At 61.7% G+C, this 20,590-nt stretch carries 20 protein-coding genes and 3 pseudogenes; 12 read left to right on the forward strand and 11 right to left on the reverse strand.

Translation table 11 applies throughout. The features are described from left to right. Positions 1-727: 727 nt before the first annotated feature. Positions 728-988 carry a helix-turn-helix domain-containing protein gene (locus NKH41_RS31725; RefSeq protein WP_352496595.1) on the reverse strand — a complete coding sequence of 87 codons (261 nt, stop codon included), beginning with the start codon at positions 986-988 and terminating at the stop codon, positions 728-730. A 415-nt stretch (positions 989-1,403) separates the two neighbouring features. Further along, positions 1,404-3,227 (reverse strand): glutamine--fructose-6-phosphate transaminase (isomerizing), encoded by a 1,824-nt coding sequence (glmS, locus tag NKH41_RS31730; protein ID WP_352503068.1) that lies wholly within the window; start codon positions 3,225-3,227, stop codon positions 1,404-1,406. Between the two features lie 320 nt (positions 3,228-3,547). On the opposite strand from glmS, the gene NKH41_RS31735 reads away from it, so the two are divergent. After that, complete coding sequence (locus tag NKH41_RS31735) at positions 3,548-3,967, forward strand: hypothetical protein (RefSeq protein WP_352474704.1); 420 nt, start codon at positions 3,548-3,550, stop codon at positions 3,965-3,967. A gap of 46 nt (positions 3,968-4,013) precedes the next feature. On the opposite strand, the gene NKH41_RS31740 is transcribed toward NKH41_RS31735, so the two are convergent. The 6 genes from NKH41_RS31740 to panB form a co-directional block, all read right to left on the reverse strand. Continuing rightward, positions 4,014-4,424 (reverse strand): DUF2285 domain-containing protein, encoded by a 411-nt coding sequence (locus NKH41_RS31740; protein WP_084641649.1) that lies wholly within the window; start codon positions 4,422-4,424, stop codon positions 4,014-4,016. A 58-nt stretch (positions 4,425-4,482) separates the two neighbouring features. Further along, the gene (locus NKH41_RS31745; RefSeq protein ID WP_352474703.1) at positions 4,483-4,857 is read right to left on the reverse strand and encodes a transcriptional regulator domain-containing protein; all 375 of its coding nucleotides are present in this window, start codon (positions 4,855-4,857) and stop codon (positions 4,483-4,485) included. Then, positions 4,854-5,504, reverse strand: a complete 651-nt coding sequence (locus NKH41_RS31750; RefSeq protein WP_352935564.1) for an acyl-homoserine-lactone synthase — start codon at positions 5,502-5,504, stop codon at positions 4,854-4,856. The genes NKH41_RS31745 and NKH41_RS31750 overlap by 4 nt, the downstream gene beginning before the upstream one ends. Before the next feature lie 93 nt (positions 5,505-5,597). Continuing rightward, positions 5,598-6,323, reverse strand: coding sequence for a LuxR family transcriptional regulator (locus NKH41_RS31755; protein ID WP_352935567.1), 726 nt, complete (start codon positions 6,321-6,323; stop codon positions 5,598-5,600). A gap of 94 nt (positions 6,324-6,417) precedes the next feature. Further along, positions 6,418-7,278, reverse strand: coding sequence for a pantoate--beta-alanine ligase (gene panC, locus NKH41_RS31760; RefSeq protein ID WP_352935570.1), 861 nt, complete (start codon positions 7,276-7,278; stop codon positions 6,418-6,420). Continuing rightward, positions 7,275-8,135, reverse strand: coding sequence for a 3-methyl-2-oxobutanoate hydroxymethyltransferase (gene panB, locus NKH41_RS31765; protein WP_352935573.1), 861 nt, complete (start codon positions 8,133-8,135; stop codon positions 7,275-7,277). The genes panC and panB overlap by 4 nt, the downstream gene beginning before the upstream one ends. Before the next feature lie 173 nt (positions 8,136-8,308). Here panB and NKH41_RS31770 point away from each other — a divergent pair, with 173 nt between their 5' ends. The 11 genes and pseudogenes from NKH41_RS31770 to NKH41_RS34295 form a co-directional block, all read left to right on the forward strand. After that, positions 8,309-9,277, forward strand: a complete 969-nt coding sequence (locus NKH41_RS31770; RefSeq protein ID WP_023722073.1) for an NUDIX hydrolase — start codon at positions 8,309-8,311, stop codon at positions 9,275-9,277. 66 nt (positions 9,278-9,343) lie between these two features. Beyond that, positions 9,344-10,318 (forward strand): quinolinate synthase NadA, encoded by a 975-nt coding sequence (nadA, locus tag NKH41_RS31775; protein ID WP_352508058.1) that lies wholly within the window; start codon positions 9,344-9,346, stop codon positions 10,316-10,318. Continuing rightward, positions 10,315-11,856, forward strand: coding sequence for an L-aspartate oxidase (locus tag NKH41_RS31780; protein ID WP_352935576.1), 1,542 nt, complete (start codon positions 10,315-10,317; stop codon positions 11,854-11,856). The genes nadA and NKH41_RS31780 overlap by 4 nt, the downstream gene beginning before the upstream one ends. Next, on the forward strand, positions 11,856-12,710 hold the full coding sequence (gene nadC / locus NKH41_RS31785; protein WP_352458523.1) for a carboxylating nicotinate-nucleotide diphosphorylase: 855 nt from the start codon (positions 11,856-11,858) through the stop codon (positions 12,708-12,710). Before NKH41_RS31780 ends, nadC begins: the two co-directional genes overlap by 1 nt. A 95-nt stretch (positions 12,711-12,805) precedes the next feature. After that, positions 12,806-13,804 carry a biotin synthase BioB gene (gene bioB, locus NKH41_RS31790; protein ID WP_352935594.1) on the forward strand — a complete coding sequence of 333 codons (999 nt, stop codon included), beginning with the start codon at positions 12,806-12,808 and terminating at the stop codon, positions 13,802-13,804. After that, a complete protein-coding gene (locus tag NKH41_RS31795) occupies positions 13,801-14,940 on the forward strand; it encodes an 8-amino-7-oxononanoate synthase (RefSeq protein ID WP_352935579.1) in 1,140 nt (379 codons plus the stop codon). The genes bioB and NKH41_RS31795 overlap by 4 nt, the downstream gene beginning before the upstream one ends. Positions 14,941-14,951: 11 nt before the next feature. Further along, positions 14,952-15,587: a dethiobiotin synthase gene (gene bioD, locus NKH41_RS31800; RefSeq protein WP_352935582.1), complete on the forward strand. Its 636-nt coding sequence runs from the start codon at positions 14,952-14,954 to the stop codon at positions 15,585-15,587. Then, positions 15,587-16,852, forward strand: coding sequence for an adenosylmethionine--8-amino-7-oxononanoate transaminase (locus NKH41_RS31805; RefSeq protein WP_352935585.1), 1,266 nt, complete (start codon positions 15,587-15,589; stop codon positions 16,850-16,852). The genes bioD and NKH41_RS31805 overlap by 1 nt, the downstream gene beginning before the upstream one ends. Further along, entirely contained in the window at positions 16,849-17,832 is a 984-nt protein-coding gene (gene bioZ, locus NKH41_RS31810; protein WP_352935588.1) for a 3-oxopimeloyl-[acyl-carrier-protein] synthase BioZ, read from the forward strand. The genes NKH41_RS31805 and bioZ overlap by 4 nt, the downstream gene beginning before the upstream one ends. Before the next feature lie 83 nt (positions 17,833-17,915). Next, positions 17,916-18,200 (forward strand): annotated as a pseudogene (locus tag NKH41_RS31815) (aspartate 1-decarboxylase); the annotation flags it as partial. A 71-nt stretch (positions 18,201-18,271) separates the two neighbouring features. Next, positions 18,272-18,436 (forward strand): annotated as a pseudogene (locus NKH41_RS34295) (NrtR DNA-binding winged helix domain-containing protein); the annotation flags it as partial. A gap of 806 nt (positions 18,437-19,242) precedes the next feature. Here the strand turns inward: NKH41_RS34295 and NKH41_RS31820 are convergent. The 3 genes and pseudogenes from NKH41_RS31820 to NKH41_RS31830 all read right to left on the reverse strand — a co-directional run bounded on the left by NKH41_RS31820 (position 19,243) and on the right by NKH41_RS31830 (position 20,225). Next, on the reverse strand, positions 19,243-19,557 hold the full coding sequence (locus NKH41_RS31820) for a S46 family peptidase (protein WP_023722085.1): 315 nt from the start codon (positions 19,555-19,557) through the stop codon (positions 19,243-19,245). A 166-nt stretch (positions 19,558-19,723) separates the two neighbouring features. Next, positions 19,724-19,816, reverse strand: a pseudogene (locus NKH41_RS34300) (hypothetical protein); the annotation flags it as partial. Between the two features lie 46 nt (positions 19,817-19,862). Continuing rightward, on the reverse strand, positions 19,863-20,225 hold the full coding sequence (locus NKH41_RS31830; RefSeq protein ID WP_352935591.1) for a S46 family peptidase: 363 nt from the start codon (positions 20,223-20,225) through the stop codon (positions 19,863-19,865). Between the last annotated feature and the right edge of the window lie 365 nt (positions 20,226-20,590).

The raw sequence follows: 20,590 nt of genomic DNA on the forward strand, positions 1-20,590 counted from the left end.
GTCCTCGATCGCATCCCCCAACTCGCGACATAACGATGGGGGCAGACGCCCCGAAACGAACCCGTCGACCGCAACCTGCAAACCCTCGCCTGCCATCACGACGAAGCAATCCCGGCGCCTGACGAGGCGCGTGGAAAAGCACCGCAACGGCGACCACAATGTCGCTTCAGGCCGTCAAAAGCTTATCGCCGTGCATCAAGGCGGCTAGAAGCGCGCCGGCAGCCTGGCGGGGGGCTTGGGGTTAGACTGCCGGCGCACGCCACTCATGAAGAGCGGCCCCTTTTTGCGGTTCCGACACCCATAGTCAACCCGGCAGCGTCTGGATGCCCGCTGTGCTCTTTTCAGAGCGGCTCGCGATGCCGGCCATGTCGGCCGATCCTGCCTAGGATGGGGGGCCACTCTCGTCGGCCGAGTTGATGCTCCAGCCAGTATCGCCTTGCCGACCAGCATGGGTTCGCCGTTAGCAATCCATCCTCGCGAGCCAATGCTATCGTGCACGTGTCGCAGCACTCCGGGCGGCTATATCGCCTAAGACAGCATGACGAAGCGTTCCAACTTCCTGTTCGGCGAGCCCGTGTGCAGTTCCTGACTCGGACAGTGGACGAGAATTCTCTTGGCGGTACTGCGCCAGAAGGCATTCGCGTCCAACGGAATCAAGCGACGACTATCAGCCGCAAACGTCACATCACAAGAGCGGTCTTCCACCCATTGCAGATTATCCGACTGATCAGGCGGCGTCCGATATGTCCGACTCTGCCTCAAGAATTCCCACAGGTATGGACAGCGATCTCGCTATCCGATTCCGATAGCCCTTATTGTACTTTAGACCCCGCTCGATGTTTTGGATTTCCTGAGCGGCAAGCCCGCACGCGACCGCGAGGTCCTCGATTGAATACCCAAGGTGCTCACGATAAGCGCGGATGATGTGGGTCCCCTGCGACATAGCCGTCAAGACTGGCTCGGGAATGCGCGAATCCTTCATAAACATCTCCAAGAAGATGGGAGCGCCTGACAAATCGGGAGATTTCCTCCCCGACCCTGGCGCACACCCAGCAAATCAAAAAAATGGACGTCCATTCGGCCGGACCGGCCTCATCCATGGAATGGGCCACTTGAAATTGGCAGCCGGGTCGGAATATGGCGGCTCACCTGCTTCTGATCAAGTTCTAAGAACCTGCCCGCCATGAGATGGCCTGATCGGCTGTAGCGCATTCGACCTGCGATCCTACACGACTCATTCTCCCCGATGGCTTTCTTGAACAGCAACTCGAACTCTCACTGACGCCTCCAGTGGCTATTCGCGGCACCGTCCACCCAGCCTCGCGGACGCTGATACCTTCGACCAATTTCCACCGCCGATGCAGCGAAGATGGACAAGCATCGCCACCTATAAAGGTTCACAATCATTCGACCGTCACCGATTTTGCGAGATTGCGCGGCTGGTCTACATCTGTGCCCATGAAGAGCGCCGTGTGGTAGGCAAGAAGCTGTATCGGCAGCGAGAAGATCATCGGCGCGATAATCTCGTCGACAGCCGGCAGCACGAGCGTGTGCATGGTGTCGAGTTTCGATGCGGCTGCCCCTTTTTCATCGGTGATGAGGATAATCCGCCCTCCACGGGCAGCCACTTCCTGCATGTTGGAGACGGTCTTGTCGAAAAAGCGATCATGGGGCGCGATGACGATCACTGGCATGTTGTCGTCTATCAACGCGATCGGACCGTGCTTCAATTCACCCGCCGCATAGCCCTCGGCATGGATGTAGGAAATCTCCTTGAGCTTCAGCGCACCTTCCATCGCTAGCGGGAAACTGGTGCCACGGCCGAGATACAGGACGTCACGACACTTTGACAGTTCGCGCGACAGGAACTCGATCTCCGGCTGGATGCAGTTGAGTACCTGGCCCATGACGCGCGGCACTTCGGCGAGGCTCCTGACGAGCGCCTGCAGCTCGTCTTCGGTTACGGTCCCGCGGGCTCTGGCGGCGCCGATGGCGAGTGCGGCTAGAACGGCAAGCTGGCAGGTAAACGCCTTGGTGGAGGCGACGCCGATCTCCGGTCCGGCAAGGATCGGGAAGACCGCATCGGCCTCCCGAGCGATGGTCGATTCGCAGGCATTGACGATAGCGCCAATTTTCAGCCCACGCTCCTTGCAGTACCTCAACGATGCGAGCGTATCAGCGGTTTCGCCGGACTGCGAAATGAAAAGAGCCGCCGACTGCGGCGACAACGGGATCTCGCGGTAACGGAATTCGGACGCAACGTCGATTTCAACTGTCAGGCGCGCATAGCGCTCGAACCAGTATTTTCCGATCAGTCCGGCGAGATAGGCGGTCCCGCAGGCCGAGATCGCCAAGCTCGGGATCCTGGCGAAATCGATGCCAGAAACCGTGTCGGCGCGATTCTCTATGATGTTGCTATAGTGACGGAGAGCATGGGCGATGACTTCGGGCTGCTCGTAGATTTCCTTCTCCATGAAGTGGCGATGAGTGCCCTTGTTGGCCAGATCGGCCGCGGCCGTGGAGGTATGGCGCGGACGCTCGACGGGATGGCCGTCGAAATCGAAGATATGGGCGCCCGAATTGCCGACAACGGCCCAGTCGCCCTCGATGAGATAGGTAATTTCATTGGTGAAGGGAGCGAGCGCGATCGCGTCGGAGCCCAGGAACATCTCGCCGTCGCCGTGACCGATCGCCAGCGGTGGTCCGTTGCGCGCCGCCATGATGGTCGACGGATCATCTTCGAAGAGGACGGCAAGCGCATAGGCGCCCCTGACGCGTTTCAGCATGGCACGCATCGCCTCTTGCCGCCTCATGCCCTCCCGGCGGTGTCTTGCCAAGAGATGCGCGACGACCTCGGTGTCGGTATCGGTCTGGAACTCGGCGCCAGCCGCCGCCAATTCGTCCTTCAGCTCGGTGAAATTCTCGATGATCCCGTTATGGACGACGGCGACACCGTCGGTAAAGTGCGGGTGCGCATTGCGTTCCGTCGAGGCCCCATGGGTTGCCCAACGCGTGTGGCCGATGCCGATGTTGCCGCTCAGCGGCTCTTCCTTCAGTCTCCTCTCGAGATTGACGAGCTTGCCCTCGGCGCGCCGGCGGTGCAAGGCACCTTCGGTGATCGTCGCAACGCCGGCGGAATCATAGCCGCGATATTCCAAACGCTTCAATGCGTCGACCAACCGATCCGACACCGGCTGTTGCCCAACGATGCCAACAATCCCGCACATGTTCGTCTTCCATTCTTGCCGGCAGCTTCAGCCCACGCGAGACGGATACCCATCCGGCCGCTTTCATTGGGGATCTTGTAGTAGTATCCGGTAATATTGGTACAATTGATTGTAGGGATAACTATCATCCACCCCATGGATGAGCCCCTGATCTAAAAACTTCTCGTTGCGCCTGACGCCCTCATGACCGAGCGCAAGCCCACACCCCGCGGCACGAAGGACCAATCGGCCATGCGCGACCATCCCGGCTACGCACCTGACACGAAGCGCCGCCGCTCGTGATCACGCGGTGATCGGCATGATCACAAGCACTGTGACGCATGATCGGCATCATCATCATCGGCAGCGTCGGCGCCGTCGGCATGATTCACGTGTTCGTCACGTTGATCATAATCATCGTCGCCGCCGATCTAGTTTCTGATTGCCTGCCGCTGTTGACGCGGCTCTCGCCGGTAGAGTTTAGCCCGCGATGGCCTATCAATAGGCTGTTGGTCGGCATGGCCGAAACCGAGAGTCAGGCGGCGCAGGCCACAGAGCACGTTCAGCGACCGTTTCAGTCAGCGCCGGCTTTGTCGGGGTTCGTAACGTCATCAGGATTCTCGGGGCATGAATGCACTATCACGAAAACGTTGGTTCTCAGTGCTTCGTCCGTATTACTCAAAACCGATTCCCGCAGCGGAAGAACTAGGCGCGTGTCACGTCTTGTACAAGGCACAATAGCAGTGAGAAATGGAGATTGATGCCTGCGCGTTTTCGAATAAGACAATCACCAAGCTGTCACCCGAATTACATCAGGAATTGTCTATAGCCGCCGCCCATCAGGTAGCGGCCACGTTGGATGGCGCGACGCACCTGATCGCGAAGATGGCTACCTGGATGAGACCAATCTTCTTCGACACGGCGTCTCCCGAACAGGGCAATGGCGATCTCCTGATGAGATGCTCCCGCAAGCGAGCCATCCAAAGCCTGGAGCACGAGACGCAGACGCGCTCCGCGGGGCTCCGGCGGAAAGCAAGCAGCTGCCAGGCGGCCGCAACCATTGATGTCGTTCAGGAACTGAAGGGCAGCGACATGGAACTTCAGGTGCTGCGGCTGCACGATCGCGTCGACATATAGCCGCAACGGGCGGAGAACGGATGCACCGGAAAGGGCGATCTGCAGACTCCGGCAGTCCTCCCTCAGCAGCACGTGCTGCACGCCGGCAGGTGTCAGCAGGATGTCCTTGCAGCATGAGAGCGACGAAAGATCAAGCGGTTCAAAATCGTGGTCGAGCCCAACCAGCTCCGCGGCCGCTCGTAGAATACGGGCGCAGTCGCGCGGATCCCAAAAGACCCTTGCCGACGTAGCGTCCCACTGTGGCGCGTCCGCGAAAAAGGAGGCTCCAGTGTCTTAGGAAAGATGATCCTGTCGTCAACTCGATTATGTTCAGGTCGGCCTGGGCTCCGACAATGCAGGCGGACGGTGCCATTTTGGCGTGGTCGCGCTGGAATTGTGGATTGCGCCGAAGAAACTCCCAGGCCCAGGCAGTGCGTGGCAATCGTCTGGCGTAGTGGTAAGCTTCGTGACGACGCCAGTCCGGCCAGCATACAAGACCGACCGTCGCTTCCTTGGGCAGACCAGCATCCTTCACGGCTCAGGTGTCCACAATGCCGACGGGCCTAGAACCGGTTGCCACAGTACCGGTCCGCTCAGACGTCCCCTGCTGCGGATGCGCAAAAGGCTCGCGCGGGAAATCTCGAGAAACCCGGCCACCGCCTCCGTTTTGCCGACGGACTTGGGTTGTCCGATGCGCGACAATGGCCACGTCGCGAGGCGAAGGATCCGTTCCATGCGCGTGTCCGTCACCGTTACTATCCGGGTCAGATCCTTGGCCAAGCCGAACTCGATCATGCCCGCGAAGAGCTCGTAGGTTGCCTGGGCCAGTCCGCCCGCTGCCTTGGGCGCCGACGGAGGGAGATCGAGCGCGAAACGACTGCTCTCCCATATGTCGGAGGTCGAGGGCACGACGTCAGCACCCAGCAGCACCGGGAACGTGTCGCGCAACATTGTGGGTCCGGTGCTGGGCAAAAGACGCACGCAACCGCGAATTCGCCAGTCGGATCCCTTGAGGAGCAGATAGACAGGCTTCAGACCATCAAACGGGTCTGTTTCCATCTGGTCTTCGGTATCAACTTCCCAATCGAGCCTTTCCTTGAACACCCGAAACCTCAGCCCGTGCATGTCTTTGAGCTCGCTTGCGAACTCGTCGTAAAGGTCTGGTGTTATCAGCTGCATCATGGTCGCCTCCGTGCGGGATGTGTTCCCGCCATCGAAGGGCAAAGCCGGCAGCGATGCAGCCTGTAGAGGTTTACAGCTATCGTGGCCGACGAATCAGGATATCGCCTGGCCGGAGGCAGCCAGTCGTGCAACGGCCTGGTTGATCGTTCGAACGCCAAGCTTTGCCTTGGCGTTTTCCAGATGAAAGGTCACGGTGCGCTTTGAGACGCCGAGAAGCTGGCTGATAACCCAAGCCGACTTGCCGCGCGCCGCCCATTTCAGGCACTCGAACTCCCGCGGGGTGAGCGTTACACCATCCACCACGCGATCGTCGGCGAGCCTGCGCCGGACATGGATATGAAAGTTGATGGCCACCAGCTGCAATGCTTTTTCGTAACGTGTCAGTGACCGCAACAGAGGCGGGCGGGACTCGTCGGAAGCAAAGGTCAGGGCAGCAAACCGGCCGCAATGATCATGCATGGACATCGTCAGGCCGCCGCGGATGCCAAACTCAGCCGCACTCTCCAGAATTTGTTGCTGCGAATTCGGCAGACAGTGCCGAGCGCGATCCACACCCCAATCAAAGGTATCCCAGCCTTGCAGCCCGCGCAGGATGACCGGATCAAGACTGTGGTACCGCTGTTGCAGATAACGTGATGTCCAGGATGAAGGATAGTTTGAGATCAATTGCGGGGCGTCGCCGGGGGCCGACGGGTAAGTGAAATAGGCGAATAGCGGAAAATCGAAGCCGGCTGCAGCGGATGCCATTGCCTCACGGAGATCGGCAGCATCAACACTTGCAGACAGTTGCTCAACGAAGTTCTCAAACACGCGATGCATTTGCGCTTTGCGTAACCTCCGTGATCGCTCGATGCCAGGCAGAGACCTTGTTTTAAACGATCCCGGACGGATACAGCGCGTGCCGAGAACCCCGTTAATCTGTTGAAACCCGTGATATTCTGACGTTGTCTATGAGCCGTGTGCCGCCGAGCCAGGCCGCGACAAGCAAGCGTGCAGGTCGGTCAAGGCTTGTCATGGGTCGCAGATCTGCCTCGTCGCGAAGTTCCAGGTATTCGACCTCGCGATAGCCTGCAGCCAGAATTGCTGCGCGCGCTTCGGCAAGCGTTGGCAGGACGGGCGAGCCGCGGGCAAGCCGCTCAGCCGTCTCGAGCAAGACCGATGGTAGCTCGGGGGCAACAGCACGCTCTGCTGGCGAGAGCCGGACATTGCGCGATGATAGTGCAAGACCGTCGGCTTCGCGGACTGTCGGACAAGGAACAATGGTGATTGGAATATCCAGGTCCCGGGCCATACGCCTGACTAGCTGAAGCTGCTGAAAGTCCTTTTCGCCAAAGAAGCCGAAGTCAGCGCTGGTCTGCAGGAAGAGCTTGGCGACGACGGTCGCCACGCCATCAAAATGTCCCGGCCGGAAGGCACCGCACAGGCCCTCGCTGACACCGGACACCGAAACGGTCGTGGCGAAGGCCGCCGGATACATTTCCTCTGCATCCGGCGCATAAAGCAGGTGCGCGCCAAGCGGTGCCAGCTTGGCGGCATCCTCGTCCTCGGTGCTCGGATACGCGGCGAGATCGGCCTGGCTGTTGAATTGCTTCGGGTTGACGAAGAGCGTCACGATCACCCGGTCGGCCTTCTCGAGTGCCGCGCGCACCAGGCTGAGATGGCCCTCATGCAGGACGCCCATCGTTGGCACCACGGCAATCCTCACGCTCTCGCGGCGCCATGCGGCGACAATTTCGCGAAGCTGGGCAACGCTCCTGACAATCGGCACGCTCACGCTGCTTCTCCGCTCTTGGTGGCGTCCGCGTCGGCGGGCTTGCGCGCATCGGCAAACACGTGCTCGGCGGCCGGAAACTGGCGCTCCTTCACTTCCCGCGCATAGGCCGCGATCGCAGCCGCAGCGGCCTCCCCCATTTCAGCATAGCGCTTGACGAATTTGGGCCGGAAGTCGCCGAAGAGGCCCAGCATGTCGTCGACGACGAGAATCTGGCCGTCACAGGCTGCCGAGGCACCGATGCCAATGGTCGGGGTCGCCACCTCCCCGGTGATCCGGCGGGCGAGCGCCTCGGGAACCTTCTCCAGCACGACCGCAAAGGCGCCCGCTTCGCTCACCGCAAGCGCGTCGCGCCTGATGCGCTCGGCATCCCCGCCTCTGCCCTGCACGCGGTAGCCACCGATGGTGTTGATCGCCTGCGGCGTCAAGCCGACATGGGCCATGACCGGCACGCCGCGCGCGGCGAGGAAGCCGATCGTCTCTGCCATCGTTTCGCCGCCTTCGAGCTTGATGGCCGCGCAGCCGGTCTCGGCCATGACGCGCGCGGCATTGCGGAAAGCCTGCTCGGGGCTTTCCTCGAAGGAACCGAACGGCAGGTCGACGACCATCAGCGCCTGCTCGAGGCCACGGCGCACGGCCTGGCCGTGAATGATCATCATCTCCAGCGTCACACCGAGCGTCGAGGGCAGGCCGTGGAGAACCATGCCGACGCTGTCGCCGACCAGCACCACATCGCAATGGGGATCGACAAGCCGGGCGACTGGGGTCGTGTAGGCGGTAAGACAGACGAGCGGCGTCCCACCTTTGCGCGAACGAATATCCGGCGGTGTGATCGCCTTGGTGTCACCAAACGCACTCAATGGACCCTCCTTCCCCAACGTTACCAACCGCGGGTGTCGCGTTTGCCACATTTTTGTGCAAGTGCGAAGAGCTAAAAATGGCCGTGCAGCTGTGCGGTGTTGACGTGCGGACAGGCGCGCTTACACTTAAATCGATTCAGGCGCTCCCGAGCTGGCCAACCACTTTCGCGAACATGGACGATCAGGCAAAAGGACCCAGGAAAGACAGAGCCGCCGTCAAGGCCGACGAAGTCAAAGTGGACCTGATCGCCTTTGTCGTCGCCGTAAACGACAGTGAACCCTGTGTCCTCACCATCGGCCAGGCGGACACCCTGCCCTCCGGACCATTTGCGCTTGAGCACCGATCGCTGCAATCCGGTTTGAGGGGGTGGGTCGAGCAGCAGACCGGCCATCCGCTGGGGTATATTGAGCAACTCTACACCTTCGCGGATCGGGATCGCATCGGCGCCGAGCGCCAGCAGCGCGTCATCTCCATCAGCTATCTCGCATTGACCCGCAAGGAACAGGCAGCTGGCTCGCCCAAGTGCGGCTGGCAGAGCTGGTATGAATATTTTCCATGGGAGGACCACCGCTCCGGCACGCCTCCGGTCGTGCTGGACGTTCTGCGACCGCGTCTGATTGAATGGGCAGACGGCGTCAGCGACGCGGCCACGCGACGTGAACGCTGGCAGCGGGCGACGATAGCCTTCGGCTTCGACGACCGCCTTTGGAACGAGGAACTCACGCTTCAACGCTATGAGTTAGTCTACGAAGCAGGCCTGGTCCAAGAGGCCGGAAGCGGACGGGACGCGACGCTGCCTCCGCTGGTGCCCAGCAAGTCTATGGTCGCCGATCATCGCCGCATCGTGGCGACCGGCATTGCGCGGCTGCGCTCCAAGATCAAATACCGGCCGGTCGTCTTTGAGCTGATGCCGCCGGTCTTCACGCTTTTGCAGCTGCAGCGAACCGTGGAGGCGCTTGCCGGCAGGCTCGTGCGTAAGCCGAACTTTCGCCGGCTGATCGAGCAGCAGGAGCTGGTCGAAGAGACCGGAGAGGCAACCGCGGAGACCGGCGGCCGGCCAGCGAAGCTTTACCGGTTCCGCCACGCCGTTCTCGACGAGAGGGTCATCGCCGGGACAAAATTGCCGCTGGCGCGGGGTTGACATCGCTTATACTCACAGCAAGTATATGCTGGTTATTTTCAACTAGAGTATAAGCTGGAGGGGTCGATGAGCGCCATGCTGCCTGCGACCGCGTTTCTCTACGAGCGCGTCCGACGAGTGATCCCGCCGATCGAATGGCCGGCTTTCGTCGAGGATATCGAGGCGATCCTTGCACTGAAGCGCGAGCGCAACGCCATCATCCTGGCGCACAACTATCAGACCCCCGAGATCTTCCATTGCGTGGCCGACATCGTCGGCGACAGCTTGGCACTGGCCCGCACGGCTGCGACGATCGAGGCGCAAGTCATCGTGCTGGCCGGCGTACATTTCATGGCCGAAACGGCCAAGCTGCTCAATCCGCAAAAGACGGTGCTCATTCCCGACCTGCGGGCAGGCTGTTCGTTGGCGGAATCGATCACGGCAGAAGACGTGCGCTTGATGCGCCAGCGTTATCCCGGCGTGCCGATCATCACTTATGTCAACACGTCGGCCGAAGTGAAAGCCGAGTCGGATATCTGCTGTACATCCGGCAACGCCAAGGCGGTCGTCCAATCCCTTGGCGTTCCCCAGGTGATCATGTTGCCGGACGAATATCTGGCCCAGAATATCGCCGCCCAGACCGATGTGCAGATCATCGCCTGGAAAGGGCATTGCGAGGTGCATGAGCGCTTTACACCGGCCGACATCCGCGAGTTGCGCGAAAGCCATCCCGGCGTGATCGTGCTCGCGCATCCCGAATGCCCGCCCGACGTCGTGGCTGAAGCAGATTTTTCCGGCTCGACCGCTGCCATGTCCGACTATGTCGAAAGGCAAAGGCCGGCACGTGTCGTGCTGATGACGGAATGTTCGATGAGCGACAACGTCGCGTTAGCGCACCCAGAGGTCGAGTTCATCCGGCCCTGCAATTTGTGCCCGCACATGAAGCGTATCACGCTTGCCAACATCCGCATGGCGCTCGAGCAGAACCACCATATCGTAACCATCGAACCCGGGATCGCCGGGCGCGCGCGGCTTGCGGTCGAACGGATGCTGGCAATTTGAGCGCCGATGTCCGCAGCTTCTTCGGGCGGCCCATCATCATCGGCGGCGGCATTGCCGGACTGATGACCGCGCTTCAACTGGCGCCGGAGCCGGTGCTGCTTCTGTCCAGGACGCTGCTGGGAGCTGACAATTCGAGCACGTGGGCACAGGGTGGTCTGGCTGCAAGTTTCGGCGAAGACGACGATCCGGCACTGCATCTGGCCGATACGCTTGCCGCCGGGGATGGTCTCTGCGACACAGACGTGGCGAGCCGCATCCTCCAAGCCGCGCCCAAGGCGATAGAGGGGCTTGCGGGCTTTGGGGTTCCCTTCGACCGTACGCCGAAAGGATCACTGTGCCTCGGATTGGAGGCCGCACACAGCCGACGTCGCATCGTTCATGCGCATGGTGACGGCACCGGGCGTGAGATCATGCGTGCCCTGATCGCGGCTGTGCGTTCCACTCCGTCGATTGTTGTCGTGGAGGGCGTGGAAGCGCGCCGGCTGGCGGTGCGAGAGAATGCGATCCGAGGCGTCTGGGCGAGCGGTTCGATAGGACCTGTCTTCTTCGGCTCACGGCGGGTCGTCCTCGCCACCGGTGGGATCGGGGGACTGTTTCTCGACACCACCAATCCTTGGGGCAGTTGCGGACAGGGCCTGGCGCTTGCGGCCCGCGCTGGAGCTGTCCTTGCCGACCTCGAGTTCATCCAGTTCCACCCGACCGCGCTTGACGGCCCGGAACGCCCTATGGTGCTGGTCAGCGAGGCCGTCCGCGGCGAAGGTGCTGCCCTGATCGACGAAACCGGCCAGGCTTTTCTCCAGAGCGTGCCAGGGGCGGAACTTGCGCCTCGTGATGTCTTGGCGCGCGCCGTCTGGAACCATCTTGCCAACGGCCACCGTGTTTTTCTAGACGCGCGGCAACGGCCTGGCCCGGAATTTGCTCGACACTTCCCGACAATCGCATCAGCCTGTCGTGGAGCCGGCATCAATCCCGCGCGCGATCTCATCCCCATTCGTCCGGCCCAACACTACCACATGGGTGGCGTTGCCGTGGACGGCTCCGGTAGGACCTCCGTCAAGGGGCTGTGGGCCTGCGGCGAAGTCGCTTCGACAGGACTGCATGGCGCCAACAGGCTCGCCAGCAATTCCTTGACCGAGGCCGTCGTGTGCGCGCGCTGGGTCGCTGAAAGTGTCGCCGGAACGCCTGCTCGCAGAACAAAGCCTGCGTTTGCGGACGTTTACCCATCGCCCGCGCCGGCACCCGTGCGTGTTTTCCTGTCGCGCGCACTCGGCATCGTCCGGGATGGTGAAGGTTTGAAAGCAGCCGCACGTGCCTTATTGCCGCTCGCCGAAAGCAAGGACGCGGCCTCGGATGCGGCGGCTGTCGGGCTAATGATCGCGGTTGCCGCCTTGTTGCGCCAAGAAAGCCGCGGCGCTCATTACCGGACAGATTTTCCTCATCATGCGACTGTCGCCCGACGGTCCGAAATCACCCTCGAAGCCGCCTTGGCCGCTGCGCGGGAACTCGGACACTCGCCAAGCCTCGAAGGGGCAAAGTGATGACGCTCTCACCGCTTCCCACGGTCATGCTTGAGCCGCTTGTAAGGGCAGCTCTTCTTGAAGACCTTGGCAGAGCCGGCGACTTGACCACGGAGGCCATCGTGCCGAAGGCACACCAAGCGGGAACCGTGCTGGCGGCGCGCCAGTCCGGAGTTGTCGCCGGCCTCGATCTGGCGATGCTCGCTTTCCGCTTGATTGATCCTGATGTCGAAATTTCGGTGGAGCGGGCAGACGGCTGCAATGTCATGGATGGAGAGGTCATTGCATCAGTGGTTGGCCCTGCCCGGGCCATTCTCACAGCCGAACGGACGGCACTCAATTTTTTGTGCCATCTGAGCGGCATCGCTACAGCAACGGCATCGATCGTCGCTGCGGTTCGTGGATATGGCGCGAAGATCGTCTGCACGCGCAAGACGACGCCCGGATTGCGGGCAGTCGAAAAATACGCCGTGCGCGCAGGTGGCGGATCCAATCACCGCTTCGGCCTCGACGACGCAATTCTGATCAAGGACAACCACATCGCCATCGCAGGCGGCGTTCGCCCGGCGCTCGAGCGAGCACGAAGACGGGCCGGTCATCTCGTCAAGATCGAAGTCGAGGTCGATACGCTGGCCCAGTTGGAGGAGGTACTTGGCTTCGCTCCCGATGCGGTTCTGCTCGACAACATGTCCCTCGCCGATCTTCGCCGCGCCGTCGCAATCGTTGGCGGCCGTGCTATCACCGAGGCTTCTGGCGGGATCGCATCCGATACAGCGCGAGCGATTGCCGCGACCGGCGTTGATCTGATTTCGGTCGGCCGACTGACCCACAGCGCGCCGATCCTGGATATCGGCCTCGACTATTGGGGCTCATGATTGTCTGAGGAACGAACAGGATCGAATCAACTGTCCTTTCCGATCGTCGTCAATCAGACAGCAAAGCAAGGCAGAACCGGAGGAACAGCATGGACATGCAAACAGCCAGTCCAACGCAGACATCGCCACAGGCTCAATCCCCTGACCCTGGAGCGTGGACCCTGGAGAAGGCTCAGGCACTTCACGATGCCCCCTTCAACAATCTCCTCTTCCTCGCGCAAACCGTGCACCGCCAGAATTTCGATCCCAACAAGGTCCAGCTCAGCCGGCTGCTCAGCATCAAGACGGGCGGATGCCCGGAGGATTGCGGCTATTGCAGCCAGTCGGCGCATCACGAGACCGGCCTGAAGGCGTCGAAGCTGATGGAGGTCCGGCGCGTCGTCGCCGAGGCGAAGAAAGCGCGTGACGCCGGCGCCACCCGCTATTGCATGGGCGCGGCCTGGCGAAACCCCAAGGCGCGCGACATGGATGCGGTCGTGGCGATGGTCGAAGGCGTCAAGGCGCTGGGCATGGAGACCTGCATGACGCTCGGCATGCTCGATCTTGAGCAGGCCGCTCGACTGAAGCAGGCTGGTCTCGACTTTTACAACCACAACATCGATACGTCGGAACGCTACTATAGCGAGATCATCAGCACGCGCAGCTTTGCCGAGCGGCTCGAGACGCTCGAGCACGTTCGCCAATCCGGCATCAAGGTCTGCTGCGGCGGCATTGTCGGCATGGGCGAGGAGCCGGTGGACCGGATCGGCATGCTGGTGACGCTGGCCAATCTGCCGGAACATCCGCAAAGCGTTCCGATCAACATGCTGATCCCGATCCCCGGCACCCCGCTTGCCGACGCCAAGCCCATCGAGCCGATCGAATTCGTGCGCGTGATCGCGCTGGCGCGCATCATGATGCCGAAATCGCATATCCGTCTTTCCGCCGGCCGTACGGCCATGACCGACGAGATGCAGGCGCTGTGCTTTTTTGCCGGCGCCAACTCGATCTTCGTCGGCGACACGCTGCTGACGGCGGACAATCCCGGTGAGGACAAGGATACCCTGCTGTTCTGGCGCCTTGGCATCGAGCCGATGGAACTCGAGGCGCAATGAACGGGGCACCGCTTGCCCGCTATGAGGCGACCTTGCAGGGACTGGCGCGCAAGGACCGGCTGCGGACGCTGAAGCCGCGCGCCGGGCGCGACTTCTCGTCGAACGACTATCTCGGGCTTGCCGCCTCCAAAAGACTTGGCGAAGCGGTTGCGGCGGCGATTGCGCGGGGCACGCCGGTTGGCGCCACCGGGTCGCGGCTGTTGCGCGGCAATGCACCGGAACACGAGCAGCTCGAGGCAGACGCGGCGGCATTCTTTGGAGCCGACCGCGCGCTGTTCTTCGGCAGCGGCTACATCGCCAACTTCGCTCTGCTGACTGCGCTGCCGCAGAAGGGCGATCTTTTGGTCCTCGATGAGCTCGCCCATGCCAGCATGCATGAGGGGGCACAGGCCGGACGTGCCGAGTTCAAGCTGGCCGCGCACAACGACGTCGATGCTGTCGAGGACGCGATCACGCGTTGGCGCGCCGAAGGCGGCGCGGGGCGCGTGTGGATCGTGGTCGAAAGCCTATACAGCATGGATGGCGACCGCGCGCCGATGGAGAGCCTGGTCGCGCTTGCCGATCGGCACGACGCATTCATCGTCATTGACGAGGCGCACGCCACCGGCGTCTGGGGACCGGACGGCCGGGGGCTGGCCGCCGCTTTCGAGGGCCGCGACAACATCGTCGCGCTCCACACCTGCAGCAAGGCGCTCGGCGCATCTGGTGGGCTCGTGACCGGGCCGAGGACACTGTGCGAGTATCTGATCAACCGTTGCCGGCCATTCATCTACGCCACCGCGCCATCGCCGCTGATGGCGGTCGCGGCGCGGGAAGCGCTCGCAATGCTCGCCGACGAGCCTATGCGGCGTGTTCAGCTGCATGAGCGGGTCGCTTTCGCGAGCCGCCAGTTGGCCGATCGCTGCGGCGTAAAGCCCAGCGGCTCGCAGATCCAGCCAGTTGTCATCGGCGACGTCAGCCGCACCATGGCAGTGGCGGCGCGCCTGCAGGGCCGCGGCTTCGACATACGCGGCATTCGTCCGCCGACCGTGCCCGAGGGCACGTCGCGGCTGCGCATCTCACTGACGCTCAATATCGGCGAAGCCGACATTTCCGCCATGGTCGAGGCGCTCGTCGAGGTGTTGGCTCAGACATGACCGGAGGCGACATGACCAAGCGCATCGTCATCACCGGAACAGACACCGGAATTGGCAAGACGGTGTTTTCGGCCGGGCTTGCCGGCCTGCTTGACGGTTTCTACTGGAAGCCGGTGCAATCGGGTCTCGACGGCGAGACCGACAGCGAGGTCGTCGCGCGGCTTTCCGGCTTGCCCGCCGGGCGCGTCCTGCCGGAAGCCTATCGCTTGAAGAGCCCGCTTTCGCCGCATCGTTCGGCTGAAATCGACGGCGTCATGATCGAGGCGGCTGACCTGTCGGTTCCAGCCGTGCCGGGTCCGCTCGTCATCGAAGGCGCAGGTGGGCTGATGGTGCCGCTCAACCGGCGGACAAGGTTTATCGACATGTTCGAACAATGGCAGCTACCGGTCATCCTGTGCGCCCGCACCGCACTCGGCACGATCAACCACACCCTGCTGTCGATCGAGGCCCTGCGAGCCCGCTCCATCCCGCTCATCGGCGTCGCCTTCATCGGCGAAGAGGTGGCTGATACGCAACGGACAATCGTGGAGTTCGGCGGTGTGCCGCAACTCGGCAGGCTGCCGCACCTCGTCCCGCTGACGGGTGAAACGCTGAGAGATGCGATGGTTGGCGGCTTCGACCTCGCTTTGATTGCCGGAGGCGGATGATGCCGCAATCCCGTGTGTGGCACCCCTTCACACAGCATGCGCTCGAGCCGGCGATCCCTGAAATCGTCCTAACGGAAGGAGCCTATCTCCACAAGGCCGACGGCACGCGCATCCTGGACGCCATCTCCTCCTGGTGGGTCGTCACCCATGGCCACCGCCATCCCGGCATCATGAAGGCTATCGAGACAACCGCGTCGAGCCTCGATCAGATCATCTTCGCGGGCTTCACGCACGAACCGGCTGAACGTCTGGCCGAGGCGCTTGTCGGCCTCGCTCCCTCCGGACTCGACTGGGTATTCTATTCAGACAGCGGCTCGACCTCCGTCGAAGTCGCGCTGAAGATGGCGCTTGGCTATTTCCGCAACATCGGCGCGCCGCGCTCGCGCATCGTCGTCATGGAGCACAGCTATCATGGCGACACGATCGGCACGATGAGCGTCGGTGCCCGTGGCGTGTTCAACGCCGCCTACGAACCCTTGCTGTTCGAGGTCGACACCATTCCCTTCCCGGCCGCCGGCCGCGAGCAGGAAACGCTGGATAGATTCGAGGCCGTCAGCCGCGACCGGCGCGCCGCCGGGCTGATCGTCGAACCGCTCGTGCTTGGCGCCGGCGGCATGCTGATGTATCCGGCCTGGGTTCTGTCCGAGTTGAAAAACATCACTGAGGCCTCCGGCACACTGCTGATCGCCGATGAGGTGATGACCGGCTGGGGGCGCACCGGAACCATGTTCGCCTGCGAGCAAGCGTCCATCTCTCCAGACATCCTGTGCACCTCGAAGGGCCTGACCGGCGGTGCCGTCCCGCTGGCCGCTACGCTCGCCACCGATGCCATCTTCCAGGCTCACTATTCGGCTGATCGCAAGAAGACGTTTTTCCACTCGAGCTCCTACACCGCCAATCCGATTGCCTGCGCGGCCGCACTCGCCAATGTCGAGATCTGGCGCGACGAGCCGGTGGCCGAGCGTATTGCGGCCTTGAGCGCGAGGCAGGCCGCCGGACTTCAACGCTTTCGCCACAATCGCTACTTCACCGACAGCCGGGTGACCGGCACGATCGCGGCCCTCGATCTGCGCACAGCCTCAGCCGGCTATCTGGCCGAGATCGGACCTAAGCTGCGGGCCTTTTTCCTCGAGCGCGGCCTGCTTGTGCGCCCGCTCGGCAATGTCCTTTATCTCCTGCCGCCCTATTGCGTCACCGGCGACGAGCTCGATCGGCTCCATGACGCGATCGAGGAGGCCGGCGAACGCTTCGGTTCGAGGCCATGAGCAGGTTGTCGCGCCTTCTCGGGTTTGGCCATCATGCGCCTGGCCGAAAGGTGGCGAATGCCGAGATCGAGAGCGATCTCGGCCTCGAACCGGGCTGGATCGAGCGGCGTACTGGAATCCGGTCGCGCTTCTGGGCAACAAACGAAGACACGCTGTCTGGTCTTGCTGCGCAGGCCGGGGCCATGGCGCTGGCCAGCGCCGGCATTGCGCGCCACGACATCGGTCTGCTGCTGCTTGCCACCTCGACGCCCGATCACCTCCTGCCGCCCAGCGCGCCCCTGGTCGCACATCGGCTGGGGCTCGGCCGCGCCGGCGCTGTCGATCTGACCGGCGCCTGCGCCGGCTTCATCTATGCGCTGATGTTTGCGGACGGATTTACCCGCCTGCACGGCAAACCAGCACTGGTCATCGCCGCCAATATCCTCAGCCGCCGCATCAATCCCTCTGAGCGCGCCAGCGCCGTGCTGTTTGCCGATGCCGCCGGCGCCCTCGTGATCGGTCCGTGCGAGGATACTGATCGGGGGATTCTCGGTGCCTCTGTGGATTCGGACGGCTCGCGATACGGGCTGATCCAGATTCCCGCAGGAGGAAGCAACAAGCCGTTCCACGGTGACCTCGACCTCGCGCAAACCCGAATGACGATGACCGACGGCCGCGAAGTGTTCGCAAAGGCCATCGAGATGATGACCGATTGCTCGATAAGCGCGCTAGCCGCTGCCGGAGTGCGACCACAGGATGTCGACCGGTTCGTGCCGCATCAGGCCAATGCTCGCATTTTCGATGCGGTCGGGCGAAACCTCGGCGTTGCCGATCACCTGATCGTCAAGACGATCGCCGAATATGGCAACTCTTCCGCCGCGACGATCCCGCTCTCACTGTCGCTCGCCAATCAAGCGGAGCCGTTTCGGCCGGGCGAGAAAATACTCCTGGCGGCGGCAGGTGCGGGACTCAGCGGCGGGGCGCTCGTCGTCGGGATTTAGCCCAGCGAAGCTGCTCAACATCAGGACTGACTTTGTGAGATGAATAGGACAACGGGACCAATGCGAAAGTAGTCGCCGGCAAGCTGCACGGCATCCACGTCACCGAGCAAAGCTCAACTACCACGGTTCGATACTGCTCGACCCTGACCACGCGAAGAACCCGGGATCCTGCCAATGGATTCGTGGAGACCATGGAGCAAGACTTCCGGCGCGCGAATCTCGACCTATGTCATCCTCGGCGAGCGCGGCTCTCGATGCTGCATCCTCAACGGCGCGGCCGCCCGGAACCTGCCAGCCCACTCTATCCATCTGGACGAAGCGCGCATTCCTCTCTGAAGCCGCGGATCGTTACGTTCGTCATCAACAATGTCGTCGGCTTCTCGCCGATGGCAATGCGCTGACGCGGACGGCGTTGACCATTACATCGGCAGGGGCGCTTCAGCAGAACTTTCGCCGGTTGATGGAGCAGCAGGAACTGGTGGAGGAGACCGGCGAAAGTGCTTGTGACACCGGCGGTCGGCCGGCGAAGCTTTATCGCTTCCGCCACCATGTCCTCGACGAAACGGCGGTCGCCCGGACAAAATTGCCGCTGGCACGGGCTTGACATCCTTTATACTCAACGTAGAAATATACCCTTATAATCAATTCGATTATAACGAGAAATTCATTCGCACCGTCCGAACCCACGGTCTCGCTCGGGAAGCCCGTATGAGTGGATCGGAGTGATCTTGGAAATGAAACGCCCGAGGACGGGCTTTCAACCTTTGTCGTGAAGGAGGTGCCGCGTGCCTGGGCCAATGCCTTACGGCAACGGTGAAGGATGTATACCGCCAGTAAACGCGTGCGTCAAAGTCGCTAATCGAATGTACAGTTAGTCTAAATGTGCGATGCGTTCGATTTGTGCAAGTAACATTTGGAAAAGTGGCGCATAAAAGAAACGTCTAATTACATAAAGCAGGCAAGCTAAACTTTAAACTTGCACAAATGAGCGTGGGGCGCCCTGTTCCATGGCGCCTTTTTTAAGAATTATCATTAGACTCTCTCCCGGGGGAACTGTGGGTGAAGAAACAACGCATCGTCCTGCTGGCAGCTGTTTTGGCGTCTGCCTTTGGCTTTTTTTTGCTGATCCTGATCCTGCAGATGGTCAGTTTTTTTGGTTGACTAGGCACGCGCAAGCGGGATGGATCGCGCAGAGACACGCGGAAGTATTTTTTCGCCAGCGAACCCCGACGACCTGATGGGGAGTCGCGCCAGCAGGGTGGGAGCCACGTCCAGTGCCACCGACCATGCGAGATGCCGATTGTTGGCGCGTCTGTCAGTTCGCGCGGCCATATTCATTCTGGTGCCGATCTGTTGCCTTTTCTGCTTTTCCCATGCGTTTTAGGCCGAGCCAATTTGTGAAGCGGGCGGTCAATGGATCTGCGCCTCGCGATTGCCTGCCGTTGCCTGATTGATCTGGGCGGGATAATCCGAGAGCGAACGCTGCAACCGCGGTTCGAATTGCGCGAAGTTGAACCGGACTTCATCCGCGGTCAGGAACTGGTGGGTTGCGCCGGGAAAGCCGGCGACCATCACAAGGTCGCCTTCCTTGACGCCTTCACAGGCTATGGGTAGCCAACTCTTCGGCCGGTAAGGCACATTGTCGCGCGCATATGGCCGGGAGGAACCATCAGGAGCGACATAGGCGCGATAAAAGCCGAAGTGGCCCGTGTGGCGCAGCCACATCCAGTTTTGTCCGTTTGGCCGCCGAAGTTGCCGATGCCGAGCGCGGGCGCATAGACGAGGCGCACGTCCTCAATTTCGAGCTTCTGGAGGAGATAGTAGGAGGCGCGCCATAATAGGCCCCTACGTCGCAGCGGCGATTGGGCTGTCCTTCACATGCGGCGATCAGGGCCTTGCGGTTCGTGGCGAGCCGCTCATAGCGGGCAAACCCGTTCAGCTTGTCCGAGACGCCCTTGAGTATTTCGGCGGTCACATCCCGCATGTCCTCGATCACATAGATGCGGCTGCCTGGCGCCGCGGGCAATTCTTCACCCAGGGCTCTTCGCCAGAAAGCCGTCTGTGAGATAGTCCTGGCCCTCCTTGCTGTGGTATTGGATGGATTCTAACACGCAATGATGATTGGTTGCGACCAGCCCTTGTGGACTGACGAACGAGGCGGAGCATCCGCCCAGTGATACGATCGCGTTGAGCGGGTCAGCGTCTAGACGGCCCAGCTGGGCGGGATCGATCTGGAGCCCATCCGCGCGCATGGCCGCGCCCACTTCCGCAGTCTGGCCCGGCATCCACATACCTTCGTCCGCCGACGTAGCCGTGACCGTCCAGAGCAAGGCGATGGCAGTTGCTTTGGCCAAACATTTCAAATTCGAGTTCATGCTGACTGTCGCTCTCATCTTGCCTCCTGTTCTCCGCAGATTGGATTGGTGACTATCGGGATGGCCGGAGTCCTGGCGCCCGCGCGGCGGCCAACACCGTAAACACCGAGTGGACCCGTTAACCGCAAGAGTCCTGATGGCGCTCACCTCTCATATTTGTCGCGCGCAACGTTTGCGGATCATCCGCTGCACCAATCGTGCCAAATGAATAAAGCCTTCAGTTACAAATGGTGAGCCGCCCCATCCATGTCCGATCTCCGACGTCTTTCACGTAAAGGGCTCGGTGCTTCCACGCTCGTTTGCTCTTCGCCCGTCCCTCTTCCGTCTTGACTAGCAGGAGCCTACGGCCTATCTCACTGCCGCGTTAGCACTCGCTTCTGGTG

This window comes from Mesorhizobium sp. M1169 (assembly GCF_040318345.1).
Classification (GTDB): domain Bacteria; phylum Pseudomonadota; class Alphaproteobacteria; order Rhizobiales; family Rhizobiaceae; genus Mesorhizobium.

Coding starts and splice junctions, on each gene's coding strand:
- NKH41_RS31725 (WP_352496595.1), bottom strand. CDS start 988: ATGTTTATGAAGGATTCGCGCATTCCCGAGCCAGTCTTGACGGCTATG.
- glmS (WP_352503068.1), bottom strand. CDS start 3,227: ATGTGCGGGATTGTTGGCATCGTTGGGCAACAGCCGGTGTCGGATCGG.
- NKH41_RS31735 (WP_352474704.1), top strand. CDS start 3,548: ATGATCGGCATCATCATCATCGGCAGCGTCGGCGCCGTCGGCATGATT.
- NKH41_RS31750 (WP_352935564.1), bottom strand. CDS start 5,504: ATGATGCAGCTGATAACACCAGACCTTTACGACGAGTTCGCAAGCGAG.
- NKH41_RS31755 (WP_352935567.1), bottom strand. CDS start 6,323: ATGCATCGCGTGTTTGAGAACTTCGTTGAGCAACTGTCTGCAAGTGTT.
- NKH41_RS31770 (WP_023722073.1), top strand. CDS start 8,309: ATGGACGATCAGGCAAAAGGACCCAGGAAAGACAGAGCCGCCGTCAAG.
- nadA (WP_352508058.1), top strand. CDS start 9,344: ATGAGCGCCATGCTGCCTGCGACCGCGTTTCTCTACGAGCGCGTCCGA.
- nadC (WP_352458523.1), top strand. CDS start 11,856: ATGACGCTCTCACCGCTTCCCACGGTCATGCTTGAGCCGCTTGTAAGG.
- bioB (WP_352935594.1), top strand. CDS start 12,806: ATGCAAACAGCCAGTCCAACGCAGACATCGCCACAGGCTCAATCCCCT.
- NKH41_RS31795 (WP_352935579.1), top strand. CDS start 13,801: ATGAACGGGGCACCGCTTGCCCGCTATGAGGCGACCTTGCAGGGACTG.
- bioD (WP_352935582.1), top strand. CDS start 14,952: ATGACCAAGCGCATCGTCATCACCGGAACAGACACCGGAATTGGCAAG.
- NKH41_RS31805 (WP_352935585.1), top strand. CDS start 15,587: ATGCCGCAATCCCGTGTGTGGCACCCCTTCACACAGCATGCGCTCGAG.
- bioZ (WP_352935588.1), top strand. CDS start 16,849: ATGAGCAGGTTGTCGCGCCTTCTCGGGTTTGGCCATCATGCGCCTGGC.
- NKH41_RS31820 (WP_023722085.1), bottom strand. CDS start 19,557: ATGTGGCTGCGCCACACGGGCCACTTCGGCTTTTATCGCGCCTATGTC.
- NKH41_RS31830 (WP_352935591.1), bottom strand. CDS start 20,225: ATGAGAGCGACAGTCAGCATGAACTCGAATTTGAAATGTTTGGCCAAA.